General features: G+C 68.2%; 18 protein-coding genes, 1 pseudogene and 1 riboswitch. Of the genes and pseudogenes, 17 read left to right on the top strand and 2 right to left on the bottom strand.

Going from position 1 to position 22,982, the window contains the following annotated elements; translation table 11 throughout:
• Positions 1 to 81 precede the first annotated feature (81 nt).
• From ACZY0Y_RS07600 to ACZY0Y_RS07590, 3 genes and pseudogenes are all read left to right on the top strand, one after another.
• Positions 82 to 606 carry a biliverdin-producing heme oxygenase gene (locus ACZY0Y_RS07600; RefSeq protein WP_463957288.1) on the top strand — a complete coding sequence of 175 codons (525 nt, stop codon included), beginning with the start codon at positions 82 to 84 and terminating at the stop codon, positions 604 to 606.
• The gene (locus ACZY0Y_RS07595) at positions 603 to 3,401 is read left to right on the top strand and encodes a bifunctional diguanylate cyclase/phosphodiesterase (RefSeq protein ID WP_463957287.1); all 2,799 of its coding nucleotides are present in this window, start codon (positions 603 to 605) and stop codon (positions 3,399 to 3,401) included. The genes ACZY0Y_RS07600 and ACZY0Y_RS07595 overlap by 4 nt, the downstream gene beginning before the upstream one ends.
• 106 nt (positions 3,402 to 3,507) lie before the next feature.
• A pseudogene (locus ACZY0Y_RS07590) lies at positions 3,508 to 3,914 on the top strand (DUF6855 family protein).
• Between the two features lie 66 nt (positions 3,915 to 3,980).
• Here ACZY0Y_RS07590 and ACZY0Y_RS07585 read toward each other — a convergent pair.
• Positions 3,981 to 5,204, bottom strand: a complete 1,224-nt coding sequence (locus tag ACZY0Y_RS07585; protein WP_463957286.1) for an aminotransferase class I/II-fold pyridoxal phosphate-dependent enzyme — start codon at positions 5,202 to 5,204, stop codon at positions 3,981 to 3,983.
• A 334-nt stretch (positions 5,205 to 5,538) separates the two neighbouring features.
• Positions 5,539 to 5,614: riboswitch (cyclic di-GMP riboswitch) on the top strand.
• 16 nt (positions 5,615 to 5,630) lie between these two features.
• Here ACZY0Y_RS07585 and ACZY0Y_RS07580 point away from each other — a divergent pair.
• Complete coding sequence (locus tag ACZY0Y_RS07580) at positions 5,631 to 6,716, top strand: ice-binding family protein (protein WP_463957285.1); 1,086 nt, start codon at positions 5,631 to 5,633, stop codon at positions 6,714 to 6,716.
• A 137-nt stretch (positions 6,717 to 6,853) separates the two neighbouring features.
• Entirely contained in the window at positions 6,854 to 7,453 is a 600-nt protein-coding gene (locus tag ACZY0Y_RS07575) for a class F sortase (RefSeq protein ID WP_463957284.1), read from the top strand.
• Between the two features lie 3 nt (positions 7,454 to 7,456).
• Here ACZY0Y_RS07575 and ACZY0Y_RS07570 read toward each other — a convergent pair whose 3' ends face one another.
• Complete coding sequence (locus tag ACZY0Y_RS07570; RefSeq protein WP_463957283.1) at positions 7,457 to 8,425, bottom strand: phosphatase PAP2 family protein; 969 nt, start codon at positions 8,423 to 8,425, stop codon at positions 7,457 to 7,459.
• A gap of 77 nt (positions 8,426 to 8,502) precedes the next feature.
• Between ACZY0Y_RS07570 and ACZY0Y_RS07565 the strand changes: the two genes are divergently transcribed.
• The 12 genes from ACZY0Y_RS07565 to ACZY0Y_RS07510 all read left to right on the top strand — a co-directional run bounded on the left by ACZY0Y_RS07565 (position 8,503) and on the right by ACZY0Y_RS07510 (position 22,978).
• Positions 8,503 to 9,861 carry a glycoside hydrolase family 32 protein gene (locus ACZY0Y_RS07565; RefSeq protein WP_463957282.1) on the top strand — a complete coding sequence of 453 codons (1,359 nt, stop codon included), beginning with the start codon at positions 8,503 to 8,505 and terminating at the stop codon, positions 9,859 to 9,861.
• Positions 9,862 to 9,892: 31 nt separating this feature from the next.
• Complete coding sequence (locus ACZY0Y_RS07560) at positions 9,893 to 10,357, top strand: type II toxin-antitoxin system Phd/YefM family antitoxin (RefSeq protein WP_463957281.1); 465 nt, start codon at positions 9,893 to 9,895, stop codon at positions 10,355 to 10,357.
• Positions 10,354 to 10,569 carry a hypothetical protein gene (locus tag ACZY0Y_RS07555; RefSeq protein ID WP_463884903.1) on the top strand — a complete coding sequence of 72 codons (216 nt, stop codon included), beginning with the start codon at positions 10,354 to 10,356 and terminating at the stop codon, positions 10,567 to 10,569. The genes ACZY0Y_RS07560 and ACZY0Y_RS07555 overlap by 4 nt, the downstream gene beginning before the upstream one ends.
• A gap of 230 nt (positions 10,570 to 10,799) precedes the next feature.
• Positions 10,800 to 11,312 (top strand): DUF6993 domain-containing protein, encoded by a 513-nt coding sequence (locus ACZY0Y_RS07550; RefSeq protein WP_463957280.1) that lies wholly within the window; start codon positions 10,800 to 10,802, stop codon positions 11,310 to 11,312.
• A gap of 86 nt (positions 11,313 to 11,398) precedes the next feature.
• Entirely contained in the window at positions 11,399 to 12,118 is a 720-nt protein-coding gene (locus ACZY0Y_RS07545; protein ID WP_463957311.1) for a class E sortase, read from the top strand.
• A 3-nt stretch (positions 12,119 to 12,121) separates the two neighbouring features.
• Positions 12,122 to 12,277, top strand: a complete 156-nt coding sequence (locus ACZY0Y_RS07540) for a hypothetical protein (protein WP_463884899.1) — start codon at positions 12,122 to 12,124, stop codon at positions 12,275 to 12,277.
• 3 nt (positions 12,278 to 12,280) lie between these two features.
• The gene (locus tag ACZY0Y_RS07535) at positions 12,281 to 13,276 is read left to right on the top strand and encodes an o-succinylbenzoate synthase (RefSeq protein WP_463957279.1); all 996 of its coding nucleotides are present in this window, start codon (positions 12,281 to 12,283) and stop codon (positions 13,274 to 13,276) included.
• 149 nt (positions 13,277 to 13,425) lie between these two features.
• The gene (locus ACZY0Y_RS07530) at positions 13,426 to 15,507 is read left to right on the top strand and encodes a PhoX family protein (protein ID WP_463957278.1); all 2,082 of its coding nucleotides are present in this window, start codon (positions 13,426 to 13,428) and stop codon (positions 15,505 to 15,507) included.
• A gap of 311 nt (positions 15,508 to 15,818) precedes the next feature.
• Positions 15,819 to 18,173: a heavy metal translocating P-type ATPase gene (locus ACZY0Y_RS07525; RefSeq protein WP_463957277.1), complete on the top strand. Its 2,355-nt coding sequence runs from the start codon at positions 15,819 to 15,821 to the stop codon at positions 18,171 to 18,173.
• 143 nt (positions 18,174 to 18,316) lie between these two features.
• The gene (gene argS / locus ACZY0Y_RS07520) at positions 18,317 to 20,134 is read left to right on the top strand and encodes an arginine--tRNA ligase (protein ID WP_463957276.1); all 1,818 of its coding nucleotides are present in this window, start codon (positions 18,317 to 18,319) and stop codon (positions 20,132 to 20,134) included.
• Positions 20,131 to 21,849 (top strand): 2-succinyl-5-enolpyruvyl-6-hydroxy-3-cyclohexene-1-carboxylic-acid synthase, encoded by a 1,719-nt coding sequence (gene menD, locus ACZY0Y_RS07515; protein ID WP_463957275.1) that lies wholly within the window; start codon positions 20,131 to 20,133, stop codon positions 21,847 to 21,849. Before argS ends, menD begins: the two co-directional genes overlap by 4 nt.
• A gap of 151 nt (positions 21,850 to 22,000) precedes the next feature.
• Positions 22,001 to 22,978: a type IV toxin-antitoxin system AbiEi family antitoxin domain-containing protein gene (locus ACZY0Y_RS07510; protein ID WP_463957274.1), complete on the top strand. Its 978-nt coding sequence runs from the start codon at positions 22,001 to 22,003 to the stop codon at positions 22,976 to 22,978.
• Positions 22,979 to 22,982: the final 4 nt, after the last annotated feature.

Below are 22,982 nucleotides of genomic sequence, written 5' to 3'. Positions count from 1 at the left end.
ACTCCAGATCCCGGCCGGAGCGAGGAGCTACCGGAGCGGCTACGGAGAGAAACCTCCGAACTGCATCGCAGCGTCGAGGAAGTGACCGATCTTCCGGGATCCATTTCCACCCGGGAGGACTACGTGCAACTGTTGCGGCTGCTTCATGGCTTCCACACCGCCGTTGAGGAGCGGCTGGCCGACCCTTCCTGGGCCATAGCGTGGCTCGATCTTGGGATTGCCTTGCCAGCGCACAGGCGGGCGCATCTGCTGTCCGAGGATCTGTTGTCCCTTGGAGCCCTGCCCAAGAAGGCCACGGTGCGGCTCCCCGGACTGGAGAACATCGGTCAGGCCCTGGGATGCCTGTATGTCGTCGAGGGATCCTCTTTGGGAGGGCGTGTCCTCGCCCCGGCTTTCCGTGCTGTCCTCGGGGACATCCCCACCGGTTTCCTTGACAGCGATGAAAGGATGCATCCGCACCCGTGGCGTTCCGTCATGGCGGCACTTCGAAAGTTCGACGTAGCCGCCGGGAGCGCCGAGGATGTGGTGCTGGGAGCGCAGGGAACGTTTTTGGCCTTCGGCAGTCACCTCGCTTGCCGGGCACAGGTCAGGACCGAAGCCCCGTGACGCGCGCCCAGGAATTGCTGACAGCGGACGAACAGGAACGCCTCGAGGAGTGCGCGCGTGAGCCCATCCATGCACCCGGAGCGATCCAGCCTCACGGTGCCCTGCTCGTCATCGACCCATATTCCCTGGAAATCGTGCAGGCCAGCGCCAATACTGGCGCGCTACTGGGCCGTGATGCGGCCTCGCTTCTGGGCCAGCGGCTGGAGGTCCTGACCGGTTCAGAAGCGGCTACCAAACTGCGAGCGGTGATCGCTGCCGGGGTTGAAGATGCCCCGAACCCGACGGCCCTCACCATCACCGGGCGAGCCTTTGACGTCATTTTGCACCAGGCGGACGGACTGGTCATTGTGGAATTCGAACCCGCCCGCGAATGGGGCGACGCGAATCTGCTGGCGCTGTTGCACCCGGCGTCGAAAAGACTCTCGACGGCCAGGACGGTGAGCGACGTGAGGGCAGCAGCCGCACGAGAGGTACGACGGCTCACTGGCTTCGACCACGTCATGGTCTACCACTTCCATCCGGACGGACACGGTGAAATTGTCGCTGAGGAGCATGGCGAGGGCATCACCCCCTACCTCGGGCTGCACTTCCCGGCGTCGGATATTCCAGCCCAGGCCCGCCGGATCTACCTGAAGAAACTCTCACGTTTGATCGCCACCAGCGATTACCGGGCCGCTGCCCTGGTCCCGGAACTAAACCCCCGGACAGGCAAGCCCACAGACCTGTCCCTGGCCGAACTGCGCAGCGTCTCCCCGCATCATCTGCAGTTCATGCGAAATATGGGCCAGGGCTCGTCGATGTCCCTGTCGCTGGTCCATGAGGGCCAGCTCATCGGGATGATCACATGCTCGCACCGGGAACCTCTCCATCTGCCTTACATCCGGCGGCGTGTATGCGAAATATTGGCGCAGCGGATTACATTGCAGCTCGGCGCAGTGACCGAACAACGCCGGCTTTCGGATCAATTGCAGAATCAGCGTCTGCGCAGCAGCCTCGTCAAGCAGATGGTCACCGCGGAGAATGTGGCGGAGGCACTCGTCAGCGGCGCCGCCAACGTCCTTGACCTCCTGGCGGCCGACGGGGCAGCGGCCCGTATCGACGGGACGCGAGCATGCGCCGGTGAAAAGCCTCCGGAGGAAAATGTCGAGGCGATGGTCGACCTTTGGCGCAGTACTGCCCAGGACCACCAGCTGGTCAGCGAATCGCTCAGCACCGACCGGCCTGACCTGGCCGGACTCCTGCCCGGAACGGAAGGACTCGTGCTTCTGGATCTGGGCGCCGGAGGCGACTACCTCGTCTGGTTCCGCAACGAGGTCTTGAAGTCGGTGAACTGGCTCGGCGATCAGTCACTCGCGAACCGCGATACGCCGTTGTCACCCCGGAATTCATTCCGGATGTGGTCTCAGTCTGTGGCCGGGCAGTCCGAACCCTGGGACCCGGTGGCGGTCGCGGAAGCCGTCGAACTGCGCCGTGACATCGACACGGTCCGGCTGCGCCGGGCGCAGGCCCGGCTCGCGCATCAGGGCCTCCACGACGCACTGACCGGACTGCCCAACCGGCGCCTGCTCACGGAGCGCCTTGGACAGGCGCTGGAACGGCGCGCCGACCAGGTTCCGGCGTCCGTGCTTTTCATCGACTTGGACCGCTTCAAGCTGGTCAACGACTCGTTCGGACACGAGGTCGGTGACGCGCTGATCGTGGAAGCCGCGAAACGCATCTCCCGCGTAACCCGGGGCAGCGACACTGTCTGCCGCTTCGGCGGGGATGAATTTCTGGTCCTCTGCGAAAACACGGACGCCGGCACGGCCGAAAGCATTGCGGAGCGCATCGTAGAGGCGTTCCGGGAGCCGGTCCGCGTGGACGGCCTCGAGCTGCGCATAACGGTGTCTGTGGGGATTACGGTAGCGCAGAGACATCACCGTCCTGCCGATCTGCTCCGTGAAGCCGACAGCGCCATGTATCTGTCCAAGAACGAGGGCCGAAACCGGAGCTCATGGTTTACAGACCAGCTGCGGGATCAGGCCAGAGACCGTCTGCGCGCTGAACACGCCCTGCGCCAAGGCATCGATCGCGACGAACTTGTACTCCACTACCAGCCCATCTGCGATGTCGCGGAGGGAGAACTCAAGGGTGTGGAAGCCTTGGTGCGGTGGAACCGGCCCGGTCACGGACTGGTTACCCCGGATGAATTCATCCCCCTGGCCGAAGACATCGGCGTCATCAACCAAATCGGTGAATGGGTGATGACGGAGGCAGTCCGGCAACTCAAGCAATGGCAGGACGACAGCCTCGTAGGATCCAGTTTCCATATGGCCGTCAACGTCTCCCCGCTCCAACTCCTGGCACCCTCACTGATCGGCACGGTTAAACGGCTCGTCATCGACTACGGCGTGAATCCCTCCAACCTGATCATTGAGATCACCGAATCGACGATGATGTCAGCATCAGCGGCCGTCACCAACGCGCTGGGCGCCCTGGCAGATTTCGGGGTCATACTCTCAATCGACGATTTTGGTACCGGTTACTCCTCCCTGGCCTACCTGCGCTACATGCCGGTAAATCAACTGAAGATCGACAGATCCTTTGTCGCCGGACTCGGCAACAATAAAGCCGATGCCACCCTCGTGGAGGCCGTCATCGGCCTCGCCCGCGGACTAGGCATGATCTGCGTCGCCGAAGGAGTTGAGACCGCCGCCCAGATGAACCTGCTTCGCGGACTGGGCTGTGACCTGGCCCAGGGCTACCACTTAGGACGCCCACGAACCGGTCCCGAGCTCACTGCCGCCTGGAATTGAGGTGGAATACTGACGTGAGTACAGTCCTTTCAAACTGTGTCTCACATCAGTACTACACCTCACTATGCTGTAGACGACCGAACCACGACTTCGAGGAAGGCCCGGGATGGCGCAAGGCACGAAGGAAGATCCCGTGCAACTGCTGACGGCTCCCGGGACATCCGAGTACAGCATGTACCGCGACGAGGGCGCGATCCTCCCGCGCTGGTGTGCCAGGTCGGGTCCACCACGCTGAAGTACCATCTCAGCGCCGTCGAGGACCTGCACCGCTGGCTCACGGCACAGGGCGGCTGGGTTCCTTTGGGCGCCGCGGACGAGAAGAAGCCCGCGGCCGAGGGAACCGTGGAGGACTGGGGGAGGGATGCATCGAACCCGGTCCACGGCTGGTACGGGCTCCGTAACGGCTACCGGGGCCGGTTCGGCATGTACCTGCCGCCGCTGCTGGAGGCGCTGGGCCTGGCCGAACTGACCCACGAGAAGCGGAACAACAGCATCCGCGCGATCAGCCCCTAACGCCGAGGAGTTGGGGGCGCGCTCCGCCGTCGTGCTCGATGCCGTAAAGGCGCACACCGGCGGGTGTCAGCGCTGCGGCAGCGCCCCGCCCGCGTGCTGGATCGCCGCGGCAAAGACCGGCAGGGCGCGCTGGATCATCTCCTCCGACGCGGTGAGCGAGATCCGGAAATGCCCCGGGGTCTCGAACAGGGTGCCCGGCAGCACAAACACGTCCTGGTCTGCGAGGGCAGCGGTGAACTGCTCGTCGTCGTCGGCGGGGGTGCGGACGAACAGGTAGAACGCCCCCTCCGGCCGCGTCACCTGGTACCCCATACGGGTCAACGCATCCACCATCAGGTCGCGTTTGCCCTGCAGCTGCCCGACGTCGATCGAGAACTGTTCCAGCCGCGGCAGCGCATGCTGCAGCAGGGCGTTGGGGTAGATCCAGCCCATCGCCATCTGCAGGGCGGTGATCGCCTCCCGCAGCGGGCCGCGGTCCGGCATGGTGGGCGGCAGGGCCAGGTAGCCGATCCGCTGCCCGGGCGCCAGATGGGTCTTGCCGTACGAGTACGCCAGCAGCGTGTAGGGATAGTATTCGGCCGGGCTGTGGAACCGGGCGCCGTCGTAGACGATCCGGTTGTAGGCCTCGTCCGAGAGCAGATAGACGCGTCGGCCGTTGCTGCGCGAGGCCCCCTCGAGCATGTCGGCCAGGTCCTTCAGCAGCGCAGGCGGGTAGATCCGGCCGGTCGGGTTGTTGGGCGTGTTGACGATCACCACCCGGGTGCGCGGGGTGATGGCCGCCCCGAGCGCCGCCAAATCGACGTCGAACGTCTCCGCGTCGCAGCGGATCTTGACCGGCACCAGCCCGGCCTCGAGCACCAGGGGCTCGTAGAAGAACCAGGGCGGCAGCGTGAAGATGACCTCGTCGCCGGGGTCGGCGACGGCCTTGAGTGCCAGCGGGATCGCGGTAAAGCCGCCCGTGGTGAGGTGGATGTCCGCCGGCTCGAAGGGCAGGCCCAGCAGGCGCTGCAGGGACGCCGCCGCTGCGGCCTGCGCCTCCGGCTCGTTGGTCTTGTAGGCAAACCAGAGCTCGTTCCGGGGTGTCACGGCGTCCGCGAGGGCCTCGACATATTCCGCGGACGGCATCTGGTGCGGGTTGCCCAGGGCGAGGTCGCAGATCCCCGGCACGTGCTGGCGCCGGGCGTAGACGGAGTCGCGGAGGAAGGTGTTGATCCGCTGTTGCGACGGGACGGACGCGAGGGTGGTGGCGCGCCGTGAAACGCTCTGGGAAACCGGAGAATCAGTGCTCATGACAGTCCCTCGAGAGGTGGCAGCGTGACCGTATGGTCGGATGGGGCCAACGCGCTGCTGAGCCAGTGGCTGGGCTTTCAGTCTGCCGTCCCCGCCACCGGGTGTCTACACGGAACAACTCGTTTCGTGGTGCAGATGCACTCGTGGTGAAGGCTCGGGGCTCTGCCTTGAACACCGGCCACCGAGGCAGTGACGAAGCCCGACGCCGTCGTCGTATTTTTGGGTGGGAAGGGGTGGGTCATTCACAAAGGGATCAATTTGGTGGAATGGCGGAGGTTTGGCGATAGAAGTCCGTTTCCGGCTGATATCGTGTCCGGACGAACGGGCAGTTGCTCGTCGATAAGGGCAAACCGGCGCGCGAGCCCGGGACGCAAAGCTACGGGGCCCTCGCGGTCGGCCGGGCCTCCGAGCAGCAAGGGTCGTGTTATGCGTTCAACCTCTCCTCACCACAACCAACTCCACATCGAATCCGGCGCGGGGTCCCGGGCACGGGGCCAAGCTGCAGGCCGCCGGACCGCGGCGGGAATCGCCTTGGGAACAGCTGTCCTGCTGGCGTGGGCAGCGGCCGGGCAGTCTCCGGCCTTTGCCGCTGAGGCACCGGTGGGCCTTGGAACGGCTGCTGCCTACTCAGTCCTGGGGGGAACGACGGTCACGAACACCGGGCCCACGACCCTGGCGGGCGACCTCGGTGTGAACCCGGGCAGTGCGATCACCGGTTTTCCTCCGGGTCTCGTGTCCGGTGCCACGCACGCAGGTGACGCGCAGGCTGGCCAGGCGCAGTCCGATCTCACGACCGCTTACAACGATGCAGCAGGCCGGGCCATGACCGCCAGCGTGGCCGGTGACCTCGTTGGACAAACCCTGGTTCCGGGCGTCTACAAATCCTCCGGACCGCTCGCCGTCAGCGGTGCGCTGACCCTGGATGGACAGGGGAACGCCAACTCCGTATTCATCTTCCAGGTGGCCTCAGATCTGACGACGGCGACCGCCAGCAGCATCGTCCTGACCAACAGCGCCCAGGCCTGCAACGTCTACTGGCAGATCGGCAGCTCTGCGACCCTAGGGACAGCCTCAACGTTTAACGGCAACATCCTGGCTCTGACTTCGATCACCGCAACCACCGGCACGAGGGTCCAGGGCAGGGCGCTGGCCCGGAACGGGCAGGTGTCGCTCGACACCAACGTCTTCAGCGCGCCGGGCTGCGCCACACCGCCGGCATCGGCATCTGCATCGGCATCTTCGTCGGCATCTTCGTCGGCATCAGTCGGCGCGTCAGCCTCGCCGTCGGCCGTCAGCGGCCCGTCGCCGACGTCGCCCAGCGGCCGGTCCACGGCCGCGGGCACCGGGGCCGCTGCAGATACGGGCACGGGCCGTGGCGTGAATATTGATACCGCGGCGGAGGCCACCGGCTCAAGTGCGGCGACGGTGCTCGGTATGGCAGTTGCGGCGGCGGGACTGCTCGGGGTGTGGATGCTGGCTGGCGGAAGGCGCTCGTTCCGCCGGAACTCGTGACTCCAGACGGGCGAATACTCCCCGGGGCATCCGGGCGGCGGCGGGCGGGTCTCCCAGCGGCTGACGAGACCGCGGGCGAGGGTACGCCCGCGTCCGTTGCCGTTGCCGTTTCCGCCCGCCGCCGGCGGCGGACCGGAGTGGTTTCCGGAGGCCTTCTGGTAGCGGCGGCGCTGGCCGCCGTGGTCAGCCTCACTGCAGGGCCGGCTTCGCCCCAGTCTGCGGCGGAACCCGGCATCGTGACGACGGCTCTTCCAGCTGCCGGCGATCCACTGGCCGCTAAGCCGCCAACTCCGGCGCCCCAGGGATCCCCTCCGCTGCACATCACGTATCCCGGCATCGGCATGGCGCAAGACGTTCTGCCGCTGACGCCTGAGGACCAGGGGCCGCAGACGACCGTCGTTCCCCCGATGACCGCAGACGCTTACTGGCTTACCCCCTACGGCAGCCCAGGCTCCACCGACACCACCTACATCATCGGCCACAGCTGGGAGGGCCGCGATTCAGCCTTCAACCACCTCAGCAGCCAGGCAAAGCCCGGAGACAAGATCCATGTCACCACAGCAGCCGGACCCGGCACCTACACCGTCAAATCGGTTTCCACCGAAGACAAATACACGCTCAGGAACAGCCCCATCTGGGACAGGGTCCCCAATCGGCTCATCCTGGTAAGCTGCTACACTGCAGACCTCCGTGGAACCAACATCGTCGTCACCGCCGATTTGGACCCGGTTGCCTGAGGGTCAGCGGCGGGGCGCGCTCCGCCGTCGTGCGGCGTGACCAAAAAGCCACACGCCGCCGACCGTGGCGAGGTAGCCGGTGATCACGATCAGCGCGGTTCCGGCCCAGAAATAGTGCGTGGTGCTGCTCTCCTGGCCCGTGCCGGCGGCGACGCTCAGCAGCGAGTAGCCGGCCACGGCCGCGGCGGCGAGCCCTGCCAGCGCCGGCAGCGCGAGCCACAGCCGGGAGGACGCCCAGTGTTCCCCGTAGCCGTCCCAGACGTTCCAACGCGGCCCCTTGCGGACAATCAGCCAGCCAGCCGGGAGCATATACACCGCCACGACCAGGAAGGCGGCGACGACGTCGGCGGGCCGGTGCCACTGGTTGATCAGGGTGGACACCCCCGTCGCGACGGCGAAGCTGCCGCCCAGGAACCCGGCGAGCGGGCGCCAGCGCGGGGAGACCATCAGGAACACCGCGGCCGCGGCCGACGCCGCCAGAGTGGTGTGCCCGGAAGGCAGCGAGTTCAGCTCCAGGGTCTCGACCCCGGTGAAGGGCCGGACCGGGACAACGTCCTTGAGGATCTGGGTGGCCACGTTGGCGCCCACGCAGGCTGCCACGGCGATCCCCGCGGCTGCCCAGCGCCTCTTCAGCACCGTCACAACAAGGACCACGACGGCGGAGATCAGCAGGGACAATGCGGGCAGCCAGTCGAGGAGCTTGTTGGCGGCCTTGCCGGCGGCGCCGTGGATCTCGACCGCCTCCACGAGGGCCGATTCGTCGATGAACTGGCCCGTGGTGGTGCGGACGAAGAAGTAATAGGTCGCGGCGAGGGCGGCCAGGCTGCCGAGGGTGGCGAGCAGGAACAGGAATCCGGTGCCGCGGCCCGGGCGGCCCGCGGTACCTTCGGCGTCGGGTTCGGGGGTGCCGGACTGCGGCTGCGGGTACTCCGAAGCCGGGTGCATGCTGGCGCGTTCCTGCCGAAAACTCATGCGTATCAGGTTCCCACAGAACCCTGCGAACTTTCTGGGGGCACCGGGCTGCCGGCCGCGCGGGTAGTGTTTTGGCCATGGACACCGCGGCGCAGCATCCGGATCCGGCCTTTCCCCAGTTCCATCCGCGCCCCGCGAACGGCTGGATCAGCAATCCCAGCGGCCTGAGCTTCGCCGGCGGCCGGTTCCACGTCTTCTTCCAGTACCATCCGGACCCGGCGGGGCATCAGGGCCCCTGCTGGGGGCACCTGAGTTCCCCGGACCTGGTCCACTGGGACGAGGAACCCGTGGCGCTCCGCCCCCAGCCCGGCGGACCGGACGCGCTGGGCTGCTGGTCCGGCGTGGTGACCGACGACGGCGGCGTCCCCACCGCCGCGTATTCCGGCGTCGACACCGTGGGCGGCCACTCCCGGGTGGTCCTCGCCCGGGCCGATCGGACCCTGCGCAGCTGGATCCAGGACGGGCACATCGCTGCTGAGGATCCCCCGGACCCGCAGGTCACTGCTGTCCGGGACCCGTTCCTGTTCAGTTTCCAGGGCCGCCGCTTCGCCCTCCGCGGTGCCGGTCTGGCCTCGGGCCACGCGGCCGTGCTGCTGTTCAGCGCGGATGACCTCCGCCGGTGGCAGTATGAGGGAATCTGGTTCAGCGCAGAGGACCCGCTCGCTTCCAAGCACCTGCCCGCGGAGATCTGGGAGTGCCCGCAGCTGGTCCGGGTCCCGGATTCCTCCGGCGCCGACACCTGGGTCCTGGTGGCCTCGCTGGGGCTCGCCGCGGACCAGCTCGGCCACCCCGCCGGCGTCGGCTACCTGCTCGGCTCCCTGTCCCCAAACCCCGCCGGTTTGCCGGTGTTCACGCCGGCGTCGGGCGGGAAGGCGGACCTGGGGCGGGAGTTCTACGCCCCGCAGATCCTCGCTCTGCCGGACCGGGCGCTGCTGTGGGGCTGGTCCGGCGAGCCGGCGGACTCTGCGGACCGACCCGGCCGCAGCCAGCAAGAGGTCGACGGCGCCGGCTGGGCCGGGGTCCTGACGTTCCCGCGCCAGTTGTCCGTGCATGGCGGGGTCCTCGCCGTTGAGCCTGCCCCCGAAATCCTGGCCTACCGCGGCGAGCGGCTGCACCATGGCGCCGCGGGCACGTTCAGTGTTCCGCCGGAGGCGGAGGTCCGGGCCGCCGGGGGAGAGGGCACGCTCCGGCTGGTCCTCGTCTCGGCCGGGCAGCGGCGGACCGTTTTCGCCGACACCGTGGCCGGCGGCGACGAACTGCGGATCTTCATCGATGCCTCGATCGTGGAGGTCTACCGGCACGGCTCCGTGCCGACGACCCTGCGCGCCTACCCGGGGCCCGGCGAGGAGTGGCAGCTCGAATTGCCGCACGGCGCCGCGGCGGACGTCTGGGAGCTCCGGCAGCCGGAGCGGGCGGATCACGAAGCCATACGTTGACAGTTCAGAATATATTCTGAATACTGTGGTTATGTCACAGGCAACGATCTCCCGAACTGCTCAGTCGTCGGAGCTGTCCCGAAATTCGGCCAACGTGTTCAAGGCAGCCGAGGAGGGTCCGGTCACGATTACCCGCCGGGACGGCGAGCCGCTCACCCTGCTGACGTCCAGGGAGTTCGAGCGTGAACATGAAGGAATGGAACTGGCCGCGCACCTCGTCACCGCCTCGCTGGGGGACCCGCAGGTTCCCTTCACTGAGAGGCTCCGCGGGCCCTTTCCGTGGATGGCCTTCCTGGGTGACGCAGACCAGGAAGTTTTCGCGCGGGAGATTGTGGCTATCACCCGTGCCTGCGCCTCAGTGGCCCGGTTTGATAAGGCCGTGATTGCTCTCCACGCGTGGCGGTCCACGGCGGAGGCCATCAGTGCCGGCTACACCCCGGATGACCAGCTGGACTGGGTTGAACCCACTGTGGTCGCCGACCCGCGCACTGCATGAGCCCGAAACGGTCGGGCGTTCCGCGCCCCCTCAAAAGGGCTGAGTTCGAGATCCAGTTCGGCACCAGCCAGGCCCAGAAAGGCTGGCAGGATCTGCTGGCCACCAAGCTCAACTCCGTCGTCGACGCGTGGGACTTCCTCACCAAGACGCCGCTGGACGAGTCAGAGAAGAACCACCAGCTCAAGGGTGAGCTGGCGACGGTCACCCATTAGGGCGGCACATTGGGGCACCGTCACCAGGGACATGCCCCGCCCCCGCAGCCACCAGGGGACATAGTCCCACCATGTCCACTCCTGGGCGCGCGAGCTGGGCATGTCCGCCCGTTCGCCTGGTCACGGGAGGGCATGTCCAGCCCTGCGGGGGCCCGGGGGGTAACGGGCGTGACTGGCGGGGGCACGTCACGGGCACCGGTGCTCCACTGCCCATATGGGAGGATGTTCCGGTGACTTCCCCTGCCCCCGCCCCGCTCCGCCGCCCCCGCGGCCGCCGGCACATGGCGCTGGCTGCCCTGGTTCTGCCCGTCGTGATCGGGGTGTCAGCGTGTTCGACGCCGGCACCCACGGTTTCCTCCAGCTCAGCCAGCTCAGCCGGCTCGACCAGCGGCACTCCGGCGCCGGGTGGACAGCCAACTCCTGTCGCGTCCCCGTCCGGTTCCGCGGCCCCTTCCGCAGTGTCCAGCGCAGTGGCATCGGCTCTGCAGGCACTCGTTGCTTCGACACCGCAGCCGAGCCGGGAGCAAATTCGCGCGAGCCTGTCCGCAGCGGGGTTCGCCCCGGCCGCGGTGGAGGTGTCGGCGTCGCGCACCCCCACCGGACTGGCCGCCGACGCGGTGGAAGTGGGAGTGCTTGGCGAGGGCGAATGTGTGATGGCGCAGATCCGGTCCGGAACTGTGGAATCGTCAGTCTTGCCGGTTCTTCCGAACGGGCGATGCTTCGTCGGCAGCATCCAGCGGTAGTCAACAGGAGTGGCATGTCGAAGGTACTGAACCGCCGCACCGAGGTTGCGCAGGAAAATCACCGCACCCGCCGGCGTCGTTCCCTAATGGCCGTCCAGGTCGTGGGCGAACTGCTGATCACACTCGGCGTGGTTGCGATTCTGTTCGTCGCCTGGCAATTGTGGTGGACGAACGTCGAAGCGGACGCTGTTCAAGGGGCCGCCGTGAAACAGTTCGTGCAGGAGCACCCCGTCTCAAATGACCCTGCCGCTGCCACGTCGTCGGACCCCGCGGCGGATCCTGCGGCTGTGCCTGTCGGCAACGCGCCCCGTCACGGCGAGGCAATCGGGGTGGTCTATGTTCCCCGCTTCGGCGCCGACTACAGCCGGCCGGTCGTCGAGGGCACCAGCAGTGATGTCATCGACACGCTCGGTCTCGGCCGCTACAAGGACACGGCGATGCCCGGGGCCGTGGGGAACTTCGCGGTGGCAGGCCACCGCCAGACCCACGGCGCGGTCCTCGACAACATCCATACCCTCGTGCCCGGGGACAAGATTTACGTTCAGACGGCCGACGGTTTCTACACCTACGTTTTCCGGAACCAGGAGATCGTCCTGCCGGACCGGACGGACGTGCTCCTGCCGGTGCCCACCCAGCCCGGCGCGGTGCCGGACCAACGACTATTGACCATGACGAGCTGCAATCCGCGCTTTGGGTCTGAGGAGCGCATCATCGCCTACTCTGTTTTCGATTCATGGCAGCCGCTCAGCGCCGGGGCCCCGGCCGCCATCGCGAAGCAGCTCGCGGCGCTGCAGGGAAAGGGTTAGCCCATGTACGCCTGGCTTTTTCGGAAACTTCCCGGGCCTCTCTGGCTGAGGATCCTGCTGTCGGCGGCGATCCTGGCGGGAATCCTGTTGGTGCTGGTCGACGTCGTCTTTCCCTGGCTGGCTGACCTGACCCACCTGACCGATTCAACGGTCGGCTAGCCGGTGCACATCCCCGAACTGGAGGAACTCCTCGCCGGCGCCCACGTGGTGAGCCTGCCCATGCGGGTGAAGTTCCGGGGCATCCTCCAGCGCGAAGCCCTGCTGTTGAACGGCCCGCTGGGCTGGGGCGAATTCTGCCCCTTCCCGGAGTACGGCGACCCGGAAGCATCCCGCTGGCTCGCCTCCGCCATCGAAGCCGGCTGGCAGGGATTCCCGGAGCCGCTGCGCACCAGCATCCCGGTCAACGCCACCGTCCCCGCCGTCGCCGCGGACCGGGTGCCGGAAATCCTGGCCCGCTTCGGCCGGGTGGACGCCGTCAAGATCAAAGTGGCCGAGCCCGGGCAGACCCTCGACGACGACGCCGCCCGGGTCGACGCCGTGCGGGCGGCGCTCCCGGACGCGGCGATCCGGGTGGACGCGAACGGCGGCTGGGACGTCCCGGCCGCCGTCGAGGCACTGACCCGGCTGGCCGGCGTCGGGCTCGAATACGCCGAACAGCCCGTGCCGGACATCGCCGGCCTCGCCGAAGTCCGCCGCCGGCTGCGCGTCGCCGGTGTCCCGGTGCCGATTGCCGCGGATGAAAGCGTGCGCAAGGAGGACGATCCGCTTAAGGTGGCCCGCGCCGGCGCTGCGGACCTGATCGTCGTGAAGGTGGCACCCCTGGGCGGCGTGCGGCGCGCGCTGGACATCGTGGCGCAGGCCGGGCTCCCCGCCGTCGTCAGTTCCGCGCTGGACACCTCCGTGGGAATCCGTGCCGGGCTGGCGCTCGCCGCCGCGCTGCCCGACCTTCCGTATGCCTGCGGGCTGGGAACCGTGTCCCTGCTCGCCGCCGACGTCACCACGGATTCGCTGGTGCCCGACGACGGCGCCATCCGCCTCCGCGACGTCCACACCGATCCGGGCCTGCTGGCGGAATATGCTGCCGCCCCGGAGCGCCGCGAGTGGTGGCTGGACCGCCTGCGACGCGTCCACGCGCTGCTGGCTTCCCCGTCCCGCTGAGACGCTCCCTCATTTCTGGCGGGGCGGAGCGCAACGCTCCCTCATTTCTGGCGGGGAGTTCACCTCAACTTCATGTGAGAGTCGACTTAGCGTAGTCCGGGGCTGGGAGGGTAGGCGGGATCGCACCCCACTCCTTGGAAGGTCTCTTCATGCCTGTTTCCTCCGGACGCAAGTTTTCCCTGCTCCCCATGCTCGGCCACACCAAAGGCAAGCGCAGCCCCGTCACCTGCGCGCTGAAATGCGACAACGCCTGCTCGGGCGAGGTCTGCAACACCAGTTCGAACAGCTACTTCCGTGATATCGCCTCCGCCACCATGTCCCGCCGTGCGGCCCTCGGCTTCGGTGCCGCCGGTGCGCTCGCCATCGCGTTCGGCAGTGCCCTGACCTCCCCGGAATCGGCCGTGGCCGGCGGTCCAGGCCTGTCCGCGGCAGCCAAGAACGGCTACGGCGCCTCCAAGCTCAAGTTCACGGCCATCGCCCCGGTGGATGCCGCCGTCGACGCTTTGACCGTGCCGGAAGGCTTCACCTGGCAGCCCGTGATCCGCTGGGGTGACCCGATCTTCAAGGATTCCCCGGACTTCGACCTCGGCAACCAGACCGCGGCTGCCCAGGCGCGGCAGTTCGGCTACAACAACGACTACACGGACATCCTCGAGATCCCCGGCAGCAAGGGCCGCCGGGCGCTGCTCTTCGCCAACCACGAATACACCAACGAGACCATCATGTTCCCGGCAGCGATGCCCGCCGCCGACGTCCGCGCGGTCGGCGCCGCGGCCCACGGGCTCTCCGTTGTGGAGCTGGAGCGCAAGAACAAGAACAAGCCGTGGTCCTACGTCCAGGGTGCCGGGCTGAACCGCCGCTACCTGAACACGACGCCGTATGAGCTCACCGGTCCGGTGGCCGGCTCCGCCCTGGTCCGCACGGTGGCGGACCAGACCGGCCGCACCATTCTCGGCACGCTGGGCAACTGCGCCGGCGGGACCACCCCGTGGGGCACCATCCTCTCCGGCGAGGAGAACTTCAACGGCTACTTTGTCTCGCCCGGCACCTCGGCCGGCGACAAGCGCTACGGGCTCACCAGCAAGCCCACGGCCCGCAAGTGGGAACTCGACGACCCGCGGTTCGACACCCGTAACGCCGGATACGAAAATGAAGCCAACCGCTTCGGCTGGATCGTGGAAGTCGACCCCTTCGACCCGAAGTCCACTCCGAAGAAGCATTCAGCGATGGGCCGTTTCAAGCACGAAGGCGCCAACGTGATTGTGGCCAAGTCCGGGCACGTGGTGGCCTACATGGGCGATGACGAGCGCTTCGACTACCTCTACAAGTTCGTCTCGGCCGAAAAGTACGTTGAGGGCGACCGGAAGCACAACATGACCCTGCTCTCCGCCGGCGACCTGTACGTCGCCCGGTTCGCCGGGAACTCCCCGGCCGCCGAGATCACCGGAACCGGGACCGTCCCGGCCGACGGCGGATTCGACGGCACGGGTGAATGGCTGCCCCTCGTCGTCGGCGGCGTATCCAAGGTGCCCGGGATGTCCGTCGAAGAGGTGCTGGTCTACACGCGCCTGGCCGCCGACAAGGTGGGTCCCACCAAGATGGACCGCTGCGAGGACGTCCAGCCCAGCCTCCTCACCGGCAAGGTCTACATCGCCTGCACCAACAACTCGGACCGCGGCAAGATCGGCAAGGAAGGCGCCACCGAGGTCAACCCGCGCAACTACAACCGCGACGGCCACATCGTGGAAATCACCGAAACCGGCGACCAGACCTCCACCGCGTTCACCTGGAACCTGCTGATGGTCTGCGGCGATCCCTCCACCGGGGACGTCACCTACTTCTCCGGCTTCCCGGTGGACCAGGTCTCGCCGATCTCCTGCCCGGACAACCTGGCCTTCGACTCGGTCGGAAACCTCTGGATCTCCACCGACGGCGCCCCCTCCGGCATCGGCAAGGCTGACGGGCTGTTCAAGGTCACCCTCGACGGCGCCGAACGGGGACGCGTGGAGCAGTTCCTCGCCGTCCCGCGCGACGCCGAAACCTGCGGGCCCATCATCCACGACGAGGAACGCACTGTGTTCGTCGCCGTGCAGCACCCGGGCGAGGACGGCACCTTCGATGCGCAGCTGTCCTTCTTCCCGGATTACGTCCCGGCCGGGTCGACGCCGGCCCGCGGCCAGGTGCGCGCCCCGCGTCCGTCAGTGGTCCAGGTCTTCCGCACCGACGCCTAACCCACCACCACAGCAACGCGGGGTCAGATCCGGCCCATGTTGGGGCCCGGGACGGGCGATACCTGACCCCGCGTTGCTTCTGGGAGCGTTGGCTGGGGCGTATGACCGCACAAGTCGGCCGGGCTTGACTGATACCCCCTAGGGGTATAGCTTCAGGTTTACCGGAAAAGTCGTCACGGCCCCCATCCCAGGGCAGGCCCGAACGCATTGAAGGTCTTCCTCCGCGGTTCAGCGGAGCGCCATCTCAAGTGACTTGACGCTTCCGGACTCCACGGAAAACCGCAATCCGTGTTGAGGAGACCAGCGTAATCATGACCGAGCATGCACACCACGACCACAACCACGACCACGGTGCCGTAACGGCCGAGCAGGTCAAGGATCCCGTCTGCGGGATGACCGTCGACCCGAACACCACCGAACACCACGCCGAACACCAGGGACAGCAGTACTACTTTTGTTCGGCCGGATGCCAAGGCAAGTTCGTGGCGGATCCGGCCCGCTATCTCCCTGGCGCCGGTGAGTCAGACGCCGTCGCGCCGGCGGAGGGCGGGGAGCTCGAGTTCACCTGCCCGATGCACCCGGAGATCCGGCAGGCGGGGCCAGGTTCGTGCCCGATCTGCGGGATGGCACTGGAGCCGGTGCTCATCACGGCCGACAGCGGACCCAACCCCGAACTGGCCTACATGAGCCGGCGCTTCTGGGTCGGCCTGGCCCTGACCATCCCGGTCTTCATCCTCGAAATGGGCGTCCACCTTTTCCCCGCGCTGCACGAAGTGGTACCGCCGCGGGTCTCCGCCTGGATCCAGTTCTTCCTGGCCACTCCGGTGGTCCTGTGGGCCGGCTGGCCCTTCTTCGTCCGGGGCTGGGCCTCGCTCCGGACCATGCAACTGAACATGTTCACGCTGATCGCGATCGGCACCGGCGTCGCCTGGCTCTACAGTGTGGCCGCCGTCTTCGTGCCCAACGCGTTTCCCGAGGCGTTCCGGGGCATGGACGGCAGTGTCGATGTCTACTTCGAGGCCGCTGCGGTCATTGTGGTCCTGGTCCTGCTCGGCCAGGTGCTCGAGCTGCGCGCCCGGGAGCAGACCTCCGGTGCCATCAAGGCCCTGCTGGATCTGACGCCCAAGACCGCGCGGCGGATCGGGAGCGACGGCGTCGAGCTGGAAGTCCCGCTCGGCGAGCTGCAGGTGGGCGACCGGGTCCGGGTCCGGCCCGGGGAGAAGGTCCCGGTCGACGGCGAAGTCGTGGACGGGCGCTCCACGCTCGATGAATCCCTCGTCACCGGCGAATCGATGCCCGTGACCAAACAAGCCGGGGACCACGTCGTCGGCGGCACGCTCAACCAGACCGGGGCGCTCGTCATCAGCGCACAGAAGCTGGGCAGCGACTCCATGCTGGCCCGCATCGTCGCCATGGTCGCCGCCGCCCAGCGCTCCCGGGCCCCGATCCAGGGCCTGGCCGACAAGGTGGCCTCCTGGTTCGTTCCCATCGTCATCGCCATCGCCGTGGCCGCCTTCATCATCTGGGCGCTCGTGGGACCCGAACCCCGGATGGCGCACGGCCTGATCGTGGCCGTTTCCGTGCTGATCATTGCCTGCCCGTGTGCCCTCGGCCTGGCCACACCGATGTCCATCATGGTCGGCGTCGGGCGCGGCGCAGGACTGGGCGTGCTCATCAAGAATGCCGAAGCCCTCGAACGGATGGAAAAGGTCGACACGCTCGTCGTCGACAAGACCGGGACCCTGACCGAGGGACGTCCCTCCGTCACCGGGATCGTCACGGCCGACGGCTTCGCGGAACAGGACGTGCTTCGCCTGGCCGCCGCCGTCGAGCAGGCCTCCGAGCACCCGCTCGGCCTGGCCATCATCGAAGCCGCCCAGGGCGCCGGCATCACCATTCCGCCGGTGGAGGACTTCGACTCACCGCTGGGCAAGGGTGTCTCCGGAACAGTTGAGGGACGGCGCGTGCTGCTGGGCAGTGCGAAATTCCTGGCCTCCGAGGGCGTGCGGACCGATGCCCTCGCCGCGCGTGCCGAGGAGCTGCGGGCCGACGGCGCGACCGCCATCTTCGCCGCCATCGACGGACTCCCGGCCGCGGTTCTCGCCATCGCGGACCCGATCAAGGAAAGCACACCCGCCGCGCTGGCCGCCCTGCGGCAGGAAGGCGTCCGCGTCGTTATGCTCACGGGCGACAACCGCACCACCGCCGAAGCGGTCGCCCGGCGGCTGGGGATCACCGAGATCGAGGCGGAGGTGCTGCCCGATCACAAGAGCGCCGTCGTCGAGCGGCTGCGCGCAGAAGGCCGGATTGTGGCCATGGCCGGCGACGGCGTCAACGATGCCCCCGCCCTGGCCGCGGCCGACGTCGGCATCGCCATGGGTTCCGGGACCGACGTGGCGATCGAAAGCGCCGGCATCACGCTCCTGAAGGGTGACCTGAACGGAATCGTGAAGGCCCGGAAACTCTCCGAAGCCACCATGGCCAACATCCGGCAGAACCTCGTGTTCGCGTTCATCTACAACGCCGCCGGGATCCCGCTCGCCGCAGGCATTCTCTACCCCGCCTTCGGCCTGCTGCTCTCGCCCATCATCGCGGCCGCCGCGATGGCACTGTCCTCCGTCAGCGTCATCAGCAACGCCCTGCGCCTGCGGGCCACGAAGATCTGACCGCACCGGACACCAACGCGGGGTCAGATCCGGCCCATGTTGGGGCCCGGGACCGGCGATATCTGACCCCGCGTTGCTTCTGCGGGCGGGCGCCGGGGTGTGGCGGAACTGATAATTTGAACAGTGTGAATAATCCGGCCGAAATGGTTGTCCCCAGAGTCCAGGCAGCAATTGCCAGCGCGTTCGGCGAAGAGTACCGCGGCACGGATCCCGTGGTGCGGCCCTCGCAGTTCGCGGACATCCAGATCAACGCCGCCATGGCGCTGGCCAAAAAGGTCGGAATGCCGCCGCGGGACGCCGCCGCCAGGATCGTCGACGCCCTCGACCTGGACGGGATCTGCACCGCGGTCGAGATCTCCGGCCCCGGCTTCATCAACCTCACCTTCGACGGGACCTGGATCGAGGAGCTGCTCAACGCCGAGTCTCCCGGCGCCCCGGCCGTGCCGGCAGCGGAAGCCCAGCGCGTCGTCGTCGACTACTCCTCCCCGAACGTCGCGAAGGAAATGCACGTCGGCCACCTGCGCACCACGGTGGTGGGGGACAGCCTCGTGAAGGTCTTCGAGGCACTCGGGGACACCGTCATCCGGCAGAACCACATCGGCGACTGGGGCACCCCGTTCGGCATGCTGATTGAGCACTGGCTGGAGATCGGCGAGGACTCCCCGGAGGCGGCGCTGCTGGTGGATGACCCCAGCGCCTTCTACCAGGCCGCCCGCGCCAAGTTCGACGCCTCCGCCACCGGGGACGACGGCTTCGCCACCCGCGCGCGCCTCCGGGTAGTGGCGCTGCAGGGCGGCGACGAGGAAACCTTCGCCGTCTGGCAGCGCCTCGTGGCCCAGTCCAAGCGCTACTTCAACGCCATCTACTCGGTGCTGGGCATCAGCCTCACCGACGCCCACATCGCGGGCGAAAGCTCCTACGACGCCCATTTGGCACAGCTGTGCCAGGAACTCGAGGACCGCGGCCTCGCCCGGATCAGCGACGGCGCCCTGTGCACCTTCCCGGCCGGCTTCACCGGCCGTGACGGCGAGCCCATGCCGCTGATCATCCGCAAGTCCGACGGTGGCTACGGTTACGGCACCACGGACCTCGCCACCATCCGGTACCGGGTCCGCGAGCTCGAGGCCAACCGCGTCCTCTACGTTGTGGGCGCGCCGCAGAACATGCACCTGCGCATGGTCATGGCCACGGCCCGCGACGCCGGCTGGCTGCCGGACACGGTCGAGGCCGTGCACGTGCAGATCGGCAACGTGCTGGGGGAGGACGGGAAGATCCTGAAGTCCCGCTCCGGCGCCCCGGTCAAGCTGATGGCCCTGCTGGAGGAAGCCGTGGACCGCGCCCGCGCCGTCATCGACGCCAGCCGGCCCGAGCTCACCGAGGCCGAACGCGCCGTGACCGCCCGGCAGGTGGGCATCGGCGCGGTCAAGTACGCGGACCTCTCCGTGGGGCACGACACCGAATACGTCTTCGACTTCGACCGGATGCTGGCCCTGAGCGGCAACACCGGACCCTACGTGCAGTACGCCGCCGCCCGGATCCGTTCGATCCTGCGGAAGGCCGGTGTGCTCGAGCGGTACACCGCGCTGGAGGCTGCCGTCGCCGCTGCTCCCGGAACCGACACAGCCGGCAGCGCCGGTACCGATGCTGCCGCAACCGACAGCGACGGCGGCACCCCGGCGACGCCGATCGCCGTCGTCGAACCCGCCGAACGCGCGCTGGCCCTGCACCTCCTCGAATACGGCGCCACCCTGCACAAGGTGCGCGAGGTGCTGGAACCGCACCGGCTGTGCACGTACCTGTTCGAACTCGCCCAGCTCTTCACGTCCTTCTATGACCAGTGCCCCGTGCTGAAGTCCGAGGACTCGGTGCGGGAGTCGCGGTTTGTCCTGTGCGCGCTGGTCCTGCGCCGGCTGTCCGAGGGCCTGGACCTGCTCGGCATCGAGACCCCGGAGAACATGTGAGCTCGGAGGAGCTGAGCGCGCTGGATGCCGCGCGGATCGCCGTCGCGGCCCTGCTGCTCGAAGGGGTCCGCTACGTGGTGGTGGCACCGGGTTCGCGTTCCGCGCCGATGGCCTACGCCCTGGCCGAGGCTGACGCCATGGGACGGGTCGAGCTGCTGGTGCGGATCGATGAGCGCGACGCCGGATTCACCGCCCTGGGCCTGGCCCTCGCCACAGGGGCGCCCGCGGCCGTCCTCACCACCTCCGGGACCGCCGTCGGAAACCTCCTGCCGGCGGTGATGGAGGCCAACCATGCCGCCGTCCCCCTCGTGGTGATCTCGGCCGACCGCCCTGTGGAACTCCGGGGGACCGGCGCCAACCAGACCACGGCGCAGCTGGACTTGTTCGGTGAGCATGTCCGCTTCGCCGCCGATGTACCCGCCGGCAGCGATCCGCGCCGCGCCGTCGAGACCGCGCTCAGCGCCGCCACCGGGGCCTTCGAGGACACCCCGCCCGGGCCGGTGCAGCTCAACCTGGCCTTCCGCGACCCCCTCGTTCCCGCCCCCGGCGACCGGCTGCCGCCCGAGTCCGACCGCCGGGTGTACCGCGCGCCCCACGGCCCGCTGGCCCTCGATTTCCCTCCGGCCGCCGCGGGCCTGCCGGAACGGCGCACCGTGGTGCTGGCCGGGCACGACGCCGGACCGGTCGCCGAGGCGTTCGCCCGCGCCCACGGCCTGCCGCTGCTGGCCGAGCCGTCCTCCAATGCGCGGTTCGGGCCGAACGCGGTGGGGCCGTACCGGCTTCTGCTGGAAGCCTTCGGTAGGGAGTCCGCGCAGCCGATCGAGCGTGTGGTGCTCTTTGGCCGGCCCACGCTCTCCCGGCCCGTGAGCGCCCTGCTGGCCCGCGCCGATGTCCCTTCCGCCCTGTACCAGCCGGTTCCCGCGGCCTGGTATCAGCCCGGCCGCCGCACCGAACTCCCGCTCGACAACCTGGGCGACCTCGCCGAGTTTGCCGGCCGCGGCTCCGCGGCCTGGCTGGACGCCTGGCTCCTGGCCGGGGCCGCCGCGCAGCACGCCGTCGACCTCGTCCTGGCCGGTTCCACCGCGGCTGGGCCCGCCGTCACCGGGCCCGCCGTCGGGGCCCTGGTCTGGGAGCACTCGCGCGGACAGCTGGTGCTCGGTTCCTCCAACGGCATCCGCGACGTCGACCTCGCCGGCGCACCCGCCCCGGAGCCGGCCGCCACGGTCTTCGCCAACCGCGGCCTGTCCGGGATCGACGGGACCATCGCCACGGCCACCGGCATCGCACTGGGCGGACGGCAGGAAACCACGGCGCTGCTGGGCGATGTCACCTTCCTGCACGACGCCGGCGGGCTGCTGCTCGGCGCCGGCGAAGAGGAGCCCGCACTGCGGATCGTGGTCCTCAACGACGCCGGCGGGGCCATCTTCGGGCTGCTGGAACACGGCGCCGTCGAGGCCGCGGGCCGCTACGGAACCGCCGTCGAACGCCTCTTCGGCACGCCGCACAGCGTAAACATCGCGGGACTCGCGGCGGCCTACGGCGTCGCGCACCGCAGGGTCAGCACGACGGCGGAACTCGCCGGGGCGCTGGCGGAGCCGTGGGAGGGCCGCAGCATCATCGAAGTCCGGACGGAGCGGCACGGGCTGCGTGAGCTGCACGCACGCATCAGGTCTGCCGTCGGCGCCGCGGTGGCAGGGGTGCTCGCCGCCGAGTAGGCCTTTTGCGCGTTCCGCTACGGTTTCGGACGAGGGCGGTGCGGATCCGCGGCGCCCTCGTCCGAAACCGTAGCGGATGCTGTGCCGGTGTTTTCCACATTCGGGCCCTGGGCTGTTGTTGTGCTGCTGAGGCCCGGGCCAGTATCGGTGTATGGACCTGCCTGCCCTGATTCTCACCAGCGATCTGGCGCGTCTCGGCCGCGATTCGCGTGCGCTCGCGCGGCGAGCCGAGGCTGGGGAACTCAGGCGTCTCCGCCAAGGTGTGTATGTCCGGGCCGAGGCATGGGATGCACTGCAGCCCTGGGAACGGTACCCGCTGCTGATCCATGCCGCGGCATCCACGCTGCGAAGCCGGACTGTTTTTTGCCGCCAGTCAGCAGCCGCACTGTCGGACATCCCAGTGCTCGGAACGAGGCACCCTGTTCACGCGTGCACGTCCGACCCTGGCGGGGGCCGTTCGAGGGCGGGGGTGCGGCGGCACTTCGTCGATCCGGAATCACTCCAGGTCGAGGAACGCCGCGGGCTGCTGGTCACGTCACGGGTCCGGACAGTGCTGGACCTGGCCGCCTTCGAGTCCTTTGAGCAGGCCGTGACAGCCGTCGACCACGTCCTGCGGCCCGCCAGGAACGGGCCGCCGGTGCCGAACCTGGAGTTGCTCGAAGCTGGCATCGCCGGAATCTACAGGGCCGCAGCAGCTCGCAGGATCATCACAGCCCTTGAGTTTGGCAACCCCGCGTCGGGCTCTCCGGGAGAGTCGGTGAGCCGGGCGATGATGCACCGGCTGGGATTCAAGGCGCCCGTGCTCCAGTACGAGATTCGGGATGCCCGGGGACTCGTCGGCTTCACGGACTTTGAGTGGCCGGAGGACGGCCTGTCCGGGGAATTCGATGGTCTGGTGAAATACCGGGACGCGGCCTACCTTAAGGGGCGGACGCCCTCCGATGTTGTGATCGAGGAGAAGAGCCGTGAGGATCGGATCCGGGCCACCGGGCGGCGGGTCATCCGGTGGACCTGGTCAGAGCTGGCCAGCCCGGAGAGATTCGCTGCCTTCCTCGATGCGCAGGGCGTGCCGCGGCGGCCACCGGGAATTCGCTGCGGAAACGGACAGCCGCCACGTGGATTCACGTAGCGGC

It is taken from the genome of Pseudarthrobacter kochi (genome assembly GCF_055412805.1).
The sequence above is the reverse complement of the archived record's forward strand: the minus strand, read 5'-3'. Positions and strand labels throughout refer to the sequence as shown.

Bases quoted from the DNA above. Each gene is read 5' to 3' on its own strand.
- ACZY0Y_RS07585 (WP_463957286.1), bottom strand. From the start codon at position 5,204: ATGAGCACTGATTCTCCGGTTTCCCAGAGCGTTTCACGGCGCGCCACC.
- ACZY0Y_RS07580 (WP_463957285.1), top strand. From the start codon at position 5,631: ATGCGTTCAACCTCTCCTCACCACAACCAACTCCACATCGAATCCGGC.
- ACZY0Y_RS07570 (WP_463957283.1), bottom strand. From the start codon at position 8,425: ATGAGTTTTCGGCAGGAACGCGCCAGCATGCACCCGGCTTCGGAGTAC.
- ACZY0Y_RS07565 (WP_463957282.1), top strand. From the start codon at position 8,503: ATGGACACCGCGGCGCAGCATCCGGATCCGGCCTTTCCCCAGTTCCAT.
- ACZY0Y_RS07560 (WP_463957281.1), top strand. From the start codon at position 9,893: ATGTCACAGGCAACGATCTCCCGAACTGCTCAGTCGTCGGAGCTGTCC.
- ACZY0Y_RS07555 (WP_463884903.1), top strand. From the start codon at position 10,354: ATGAGCCCGAAACGGTCGGGCGTTCCGCGCCCCCTCAAAAGGGCTGAG.
- ACZY0Y_RS07545 (WP_463957311.1), top strand. From the start codon at position 11,399: ATGGCCGTCCAGGTCGTGGGCGAACTGCTGATCACACTCGGCGTGGTT.
- ACZY0Y_RS07540 (WP_463884899.1), top strand. From the start codon at position 12,122: ATGTACGCCTGGCTTTTTCGGAAACTTCCCGGGCCTCTCTGGCTGAGG.
- ACZY0Y_RS07530 (WP_463957278.1), top strand. From the start codon at position 13,426: ATGCCTGTTTCCTCCGGACGCAAGTTTTCCCTGCTCCCCATGCTCGGC.
- ACZY0Y_RS07525 (WP_463957277.1), top strand. From the start codon at position 15,819: ATGACCGAGCATGCACACCACGACCACAACCACGACCACGGTGCCGTA.
- argS (WP_463957276.1), top strand. From the start codon at position 18,317: ATGGTTGTCCCCAGAGTCCAGGCAGCAATTGCCAGCGCGTTCGGCGAA.
- ACZY0Y_RS07510 (WP_463957274.1), top strand. From the start codon at position 22,001: ATGGACCTGCCTGCCCTGATTCTCACCAGCGATCTGGCGCGTCTCGGC.